Here is a 6,298-nt window from a genome sequence, read left to right on the forward strand (position 1 = left end):
CTCGCGCAGCGATTCCTGCGTCGCCCGCGCGATGTCCACGCCGTCGATCAGGATGCGGCCGGAGGCCGGATCGAAGAACCTGAGCAGGAGCGATCTCGAGCAGCGACAGCACGTCCGAGACCGCCGCGTCATGCTGCTCGCGGGGGACGGCACCGCCCGGCGCCTTGAGCGGCGACAGCGCGTTCTCGTGCACAGTGAGATGCGGGTAGAGCGCATAGGATTCGAACAGCATCGCGACGCCGCGCCGCCCCGCCGGAACGCCGTCCATCGATCGCCCGCCGAGCCGTACCGAGCCGGCGTCCGGCCGCTCCAGCCCCGCCACGACGCGGCAGAGCGTCGTCTTGCCGGCGCCCGAGGGACCGGTCAGCGCCAGCACCTCGCCCGGCCCGACCGACAGGTCGACCCCGTCGAGCGCGACCGTGTCGCCGAAGCGCTTCGAAACGCCCGCGAGCGAGAGGCCGCTCACGACGCCTGCTCCACGTTCCGCTCGCTCACGCGGTCGAACAGGTGGATCCTGTCGGGCGCAATCGATACGGATACGAAGTCGCCGGGCCTGAAGCCCGAGGGGCCGGGGATCTCGACCAGAATGTCGACATCTGCGCCGGTCCTCGGCTCCAGCACGAGGGAGTCGGCGTCGCCGCGGCTTTCGCGGTAGCTGACGATCGCGTCCGCCTTCGCGCCCTCGGCGCGCTCGATCGCGAGATGCTCCGGCCGCATGCCGACGATGAGCTCGCCGCTCAGCGCCTCCGCCATCGCGGCTCGGCCGGGCGAGACCGCGAAGGCTCGTCCGAAGGCTTCGACATGGACGGCGCCGCCGCCGACGGGGCGGCCAGGCAGCATGTTCATCGGCGGCTCGCCGATGAAGTTCGCCACGAAGACGTTGGCGGGCCGCTCATACATCGCCTCGGGCGCGTCGACCTGCTGCAGCACGCCGTGCCGCATCACTGCGATTCGGTCGGCCATCGCGGTCGCCTCGGTCTGGTCGTGTGTGACGAGGATCGAGGTGACGCCGCGGGTCTTCTGCAGGCGCTTGATCTCGGTGCGCAGCTGCACCCGCTGGTCGCCGTCTAGATGGGAGAGCGGTTCGTCGAACAGGATGAGGCGCGGGTCGCGCACCAGCGCGCGGCCGATCGAGATGCGCTGCATCGCGCCGCCCGAAAGTCCCGCCACGGGCCTGTTCGCCATCTCCGCGAGGCCGAGAAGCGCCAGCGCGTCGTCGATGCGGGCCCGCGCGGTCTCGCGATCCACCCCGCGCGCGGCGAGCGGAAACGCGATGTTCTCGCGCACGCTCATGCGCGGGTAGAGGCTGTAGTCCTCGAACACCATCGCGATGTTGCGCGCGCCCGGATCGAGCCGCGAGACCGGCTCGTCGTCGAAGCGGATCTCACCCTCGGTGAGGTCCTCGAGGCCGGCCGCCATCTTCAGCGTCGAGCTCTTGCCGCAGCCCGACGGGCCAAGCAGCGCCAGCATCTCGCCGTCGCCGCAGACAAGGTTGAGGTCGGCGACCGCCGGCGTCTCCACGCCGGGATACCGTTTCGTCACCGCCTCGAACCGCACCACAGTCATCAGTGTACGTCCTATTTCCTGCCGCATGGCCGAGCGGGCGCTCGACCGGCCGTCGTCAGGCGAGCGCCCGCGAAGGCGACCTAGACGCACTCTGGCAATCAAGTTGCATGCCAATCCGTGCGGCTCTCGGCTCCACCGTGTAGCCGCAACGTCTAGCGGAAACCTGCCGGGCGCCCTGTGAACGGTTTTGCGACGCCTGCACACAGGCGGCGCCTCATCGGAAGGCAATCGTCATGGTACTGACGATCTCGGCGAGCGGGCTCGCGAGGAAGACGGCGCGCCGGGCTTCGCGATCAGCCGCCGACCGGCGAGCGGCTCTTCGAATTGCTGTTCTCGACGAGGGCGGCGAGGTCTTCGAGGAAGCGCTCGCGGCGTTCGGGCGGCAGCGCCGCGAGCGTGCGCTCATGCGCCCGCGAGGCGCTGCGCTCGACCCGCTTCAGCGCGGCGCGGCCGATCTCGGTCAGGATGGCGAGCTTCATCCGGCGATCCTCGGGAGAGGGCCTGCGCCGCACGAAGAGGCGCCGCTCCAGCCGCACGATCACTTCGGCGACATTGGTGCGGTCGAGCCCGACCGCCCGCGACAGCGCCGCCTGTTCGACCGCGCCCATCTGGTCGAGCGCCGTCAGCACGCTGTACTGCACCGGCGTCAGCCCCTCGGACGCGCATTCCTCGAGGAACAGCGCGACATGGATCTGGTGCAGGCGGCGGATCAGGAAGCCGGGCCGCGCCTGGAGCGGGCGGATGCGCCAGCCCTCCGTCGCCTCGTCGATCAACTCGCTGAGGTCCGGCTCTGTCACGCTCATCTCCCTCGGGCTCCGGGCGCGAGCGCGCCATGGCGAGCCGCGGCGCGCAACCCTGCAAAAGTCGCGCCTCGCGATCCCTTCCCCCAAAAGCCGATGGTTTGCGCATGACCCTGACGGTGCAAGATTCTTATGATGTCGTGATCTGCGGCGGCGGCGCGGCCGGCTGCGTGATCGCGGGCCGCCTCGCCTCGCTCGGCGAGGCCAGCGTCCTGCTCCTGGAAGCCGGAGGGCCGGGCGAGGTCGCGGAGGTCACGGATCCGCGGATCTGGATGCGCAACATCGGCTCCGAGCGCGACTGGCGCTTCGCGTCCGAGCCCTGCGCCGGGCTCAACGGACGCCGCGCGCCGCTTCCTATGGGCCGCGTTCTGGGCGGCGGCTCCAGCGTCAACGGCCTCGTCTGGGCGCGCGGCCACAAGGCGGATTTCGACCTTTGGGAGGCCGAGACCGGCGATCCCGGCTGGGGCTTCGACGCCGCGATCGCGCTCTACCGGCGGATCGAGAGCTGGGACGGGCCGGCCTCGGCCCTGCGCGGCGTCGACGGCCCCATGCCCATCACGCTGCCCAAGGATCCTGTCCCCGTCGTCGGGGCGCTGCTCGACGCGGCCTCGTCGCTCGGAATTCCGCGCGTCGACGATCACAACGCGGAGGCGATGTCAGGCGACGGCTGCTGCGCCGTCACCAACGTCAATGTCGCGCCGGACGGAACGCGCGTCTCCACCGCGCGCGCCTATCTCGGCCCGCAGAAGGGACGGTCCAACCTCACCGTGCTCACCGGCGCGACGGTCCGCCGGGTGCGGATCGAGCGCGGCCGAGCGACCGGCGTCGAGTTCGAGACGGGCGGCGGGATCCGCATGGTGGAGGCCCGACGGCAGGTCGTGCTGTCGCTCGGCGGCATCCAAACGCCCAAGACGCTGATGCTGTCCGGCGTCGGCGACGAGAGCGAGCTCAAACGACACGGCATCGAGGTGGTCCGCCATCTCCCGGGCGTCGGAGGCAATTTCCAGGACCACATCCTGGTCGGCGGCTGCGTGTTCGAATACCGCACGCCCGAGAAGCCGCGGAACAACTCCGCGGAGTTCACCTTCTTCTGCAAGAGCGACGCCTCGCTGCCCTCGCCGGACCTGCAGCCGATGCTGGAGGAGACCGCCTTCGGTTCCGAGGTGACCGGTCCGGCCTATGGCCTGCCGACCGATCCCTCGCTCGCGTTCACGCTGGCGCCCGGCCTGATCCGCCCCAAGAGCCGCGGCCGCGTCTCCCTGACCGGGCCGCGTCCTGAGGATCCGGTCCGGATCGACGCCAATTTCCTCAGCGAGGAGGCGGACGTGGCCGCCCTCAGGGTCGCGCTCGATCTCTGCCGCGACATCGGAAATTCCGAGGCGCTCCGCCCCTTCGTGAAGCGCGAACTGATGCCCGGGCCGCTCGTGGGGCCTGAACTGCTCCACTTCCTGAGGAACGCGGCCGGCACCTATTTTCACCAGTCCTGCACGGCGAAGATGGGGCGTGATCCGCAGTCGGTCGTGGATGGCAGCCTGAGAGTTCACGGGATCGACAATCTCCGCGTCGCCGACGCGTCCGTCATGCCCGCCATCGCAGGCGGCAACACGCTTGCCCCCTGCGTGCTGATCGGAGAACGCGCCGCGGATCTGATCGCGGCCGATCTAGGCAAGCCCACGTCCTGGTGACGCAGAACGGCGCTCCACTCGGGCGGACGTCGGCTCATCCGAATGGGCCGGCGTCCGGCGCGGTCGCTCCGTCACTAGAGCTGTCGCGGCTGCGCAGGCGTGGACGTTCCGACAGCGTCGGCATCGCGAGAACAGAACCGATGTGGATCGCCATTCGCGCCCTGCTCAGTCCTCGTCCTGCCACCTGCGCAGATCGGTCTGGTCGCGATAGTCCATGCGGGCAGGCGTGGTGATGAATTCGATGGTCGTGCCCCAGGGCATGCGGCAGTAGCAAACCTTGTTTCCGGGACCTTTCTCGGTCGCATAGGGAATAGAGCGTGGCGCGGTGAGCGGTGTGCCACCCGCCTTCTTGAAGCGCTCGACAGACGCGTCGATGTCGTCGGTGTAGAGAGCGAAGTGCGTGATGCCGAAGTCGCTCGCCCGGACCGGCTGGGCTTGCTCGGGGCCGTGCATTTCGAACAGCTCGATGTCAGGCCCGCTCCCGATCTTGACCATGGCCTGGGCGCGCACGACTGTTCCGGGGAACGCGTCGACGGCGCGCTCGAATTCGGGCCCCTGCCGGGGCGGATCCTGCGGTCCGAAGGACTGGTAGATCACCTGGCCGCCGAAAGCCTCCACCAGGAACGACTTCGCCGCTTCGATGTCAGGCACCGTGATGCCGATATGATTGACGCCGCGAAGAACGGGTGCGGTCATGACAGGTTCCTTTCGTGTCTGGTCGATCCGTCGCGGTCGCGGCGGCGGAATTCGTCCGCCATGTCGCGACTGGTCGGGCCCCCAAGGCCCGAGCGCGGAGTTTTCAGTTGGCTTTGAGAAGATCGATCAGAGCGGCTGCGACTTCATCCGGCCGCTCGTCCGCCACATAGTGACCGCACCGCCCGATCGAACCGCCCGTCACGTTGCTGGCGAACTCTTTGAGCATCGGCGCCATCTGCGCGCCAAACCTGTGGTCCCCACCCAGAGCGAGCACCGGAATCTCGAGCGGCTGCTTCTTGTACTCGAGCGCGGCGGCGTGATCCGCGGCGAGGGTGCGATACCATTCCATCCCGCCTCGCGTGCGGCCAGGAAGAGCCATCGCCCTGGCGTAGATCTCTATGTCGGCCGGATCGAAGGTGCTGTGATCGTAGAACCGCTCAGCCATGAAAGTCGCCACATAGTCATATTCACGACCATGGATGAGGCGCTCGGGCAGATCCCGGTTCATGTGGAAGCTGAAATGCCAGAGCTTGGCGATCGTCGCCTCCCAACCCGTCCAGCCGGGAAGCGGCACGTCCAGGACGGCCAGATGCGTGACCGCCTCCCGATAGATGGCGGCCTGCGACAACGCCACCATTCCACCGATGTCGTGCCCGCACACCGCGTAGCGTTCATGCCCGAGGGCGACCATGACTTCGTGCGCGTCACGCGCCATCGCGGCCTTCTCGTAGCCGTCGAGCGGGCAGTCGGAAAAGCCCGCGCCGCGCAGATCGATGGCCACCACGCTGAAATCCTTGGCCAGCAGCGGCATCACATCGTGCCATTCCCACCATGTCTCCGGCCAGCCGTGGAGGAGAAGGATCGCCGGGCCATAGCCTCCCGTGACGGCGTTGATCCTGACGCCGTTCGCCGGCGCCAGTTGCTGGGTGAACCCCTTCAAAGTCGCGATCATGATCATCTTCCAGCCGATTGTGTTGAAGAAGTCCGCTGTTGGGAAGGCGTCACCCACGGCTCGAACTGATCGCAGGGCGGGGGCGAGCGAAGCGTTGGGCTATTAGGCTGGGATCGGGCTCGGCGTCGGGACCAGCTTCGCCAGTTTCCTGAGGTTTTGGGCGGTGGCGGCAAGCAGGAACTCGTCTCGGGCTCCGCATGGTCCTCGAAGGCGTAGCCGGTCGAGCCGCAGGATACGCTTGAGGTGCGCGAACAGCATCTCGACCTTCTTTCGCTCGCGCCGGGAGGTCGCGTAGGCGTCGGTCCTGGCGATGTCGCGCGCCATGTCACGGGCGCCTTCGTGGATCGAGCGCGGGATCTTGCGCACCGGCGTGTTCGGGCAGCACTGCGGTTTCAGGGAGCAGGCGTCGCAGTCGAACTTGCTGGCGCGATAGCGGATCATGCCGTCGTCGTCGACGAGCGGAGCCGAGGTCCGGTAGACCCTCTGCCGGGGTCTCAGCTCCTTCCCGGCCGGGCAGGTGTAAAGATCGCGGGCGTGGTCATACGGGAAGTCTGAACGGCTGAACGTGCCGTCGGTCCGGGCGCTCTTGTCGAACACCG

The 6,298-nt window shown here is 68.4% G+C and carries 6 protein-coding genes and 1 pseudogene; 1 reads left to right on the forward strand and 6 read right to left on the reverse strand.

Annotated features, from left to right (window positions below):
• Nucleotides 1-148 precede the first annotated feature (148 nt).
• From ACIKT0_RS11390 to ACIKT0_RS11400, 3 genes and pseudogenes are all read right to left on the reverse strand, one after another.
• Nucleotides 149-466: pseudogene (locus ACIKT0_RS11390) on the reverse strand (ATP-binding cassette domain-containing protein); the annotation flags it as partial.
• Entirely contained in the window at nucleotides 463-1,566 is a 1,104-nt protein-coding gene (locus tag ACIKT0_RS11395; protein ID WP_407105459.1) for an ABC transporter ATP-binding protein, read from the reverse strand. The pseudogene ACIKT0_RS11390 and the gene ACIKT0_RS11395, both read right to left, overlap by 4 nt.
• 293 nt (nucleotides 1,567-1,859) lie before the next feature.
• A complete protein-coding gene (locus tag ACIKT0_RS11400; protein ID WP_407105460.1) occupies nucleotides 1,860-2,369 on the reverse strand; it encodes a MarR family winged helix-turn-helix transcriptional regulator in 510 nt (169 codons plus the stop codon).
• Nucleotides 2,370-2,473: 104 nt separating this feature from the next.
• On the opposite strand from ACIKT0_RS11400, the gene ACIKT0_RS11405 reads away from it, so the two are divergent.
• On the forward strand, nucleotides 2,474-4,051 hold the full coding sequence (locus tag ACIKT0_RS11405; RefSeq protein ID WP_474998499.1) for a GMC family oxidoreductase: 1,578 nt from the start codon (nucleotides 2,474-2,476) through the stop codon (nucleotides 4,049-4,051).
• A 165-nt stretch (nucleotides 4,052-4,216) separates the two neighbouring features.
• Here ACIKT0_RS11405 and ACIKT0_RS11410 read toward each other — a convergent pair whose 3' ends face one another.
• The 3 genes from ACIKT0_RS11410 to ACIKT0_RS11420 form a co-directional block, all read right to left on the reverse strand.
• Nucleotides 4,217-4,747 (reverse strand): VOC family protein, encoded by a 531-nt coding sequence (locus ACIKT0_RS11410; protein ID WP_407105462.1) that lies wholly within the window; start codon nucleotides 4,745-4,747, stop codon nucleotides 4,217-4,219.
• Nucleotides 4,748-4,850: 103 nt separating this feature from the next.
• Entirely contained in the window at nucleotides 4,851-5,699 is an 849-nt protein-coding gene (locus ACIKT0_RS11415; RefSeq protein WP_407105464.1) for an alpha/beta fold hydrolase, read from the reverse strand.
• 102 nt (nucleotides 5,700-5,801) lie between these two features.
• Nucleotides 5,802-6,298 (reverse strand): transposase (locus ACIKT0_RS11420; RefSeq protein WP_407105463.1); only part of this gene is annotated, 497 nt, incomplete at its 5' end.

The sequence above is a fragment of the Hansschlegelia beijingensis genome, assembly GCF_045505405.1.
In the GTDB taxonomy this organism is placed as follows: Bacteria; Pseudomonadota; Alphaproteobacteria; order Rhizobiales; family Methylopilaceae; genus Methylopila; species Methylopila beijingensis_A.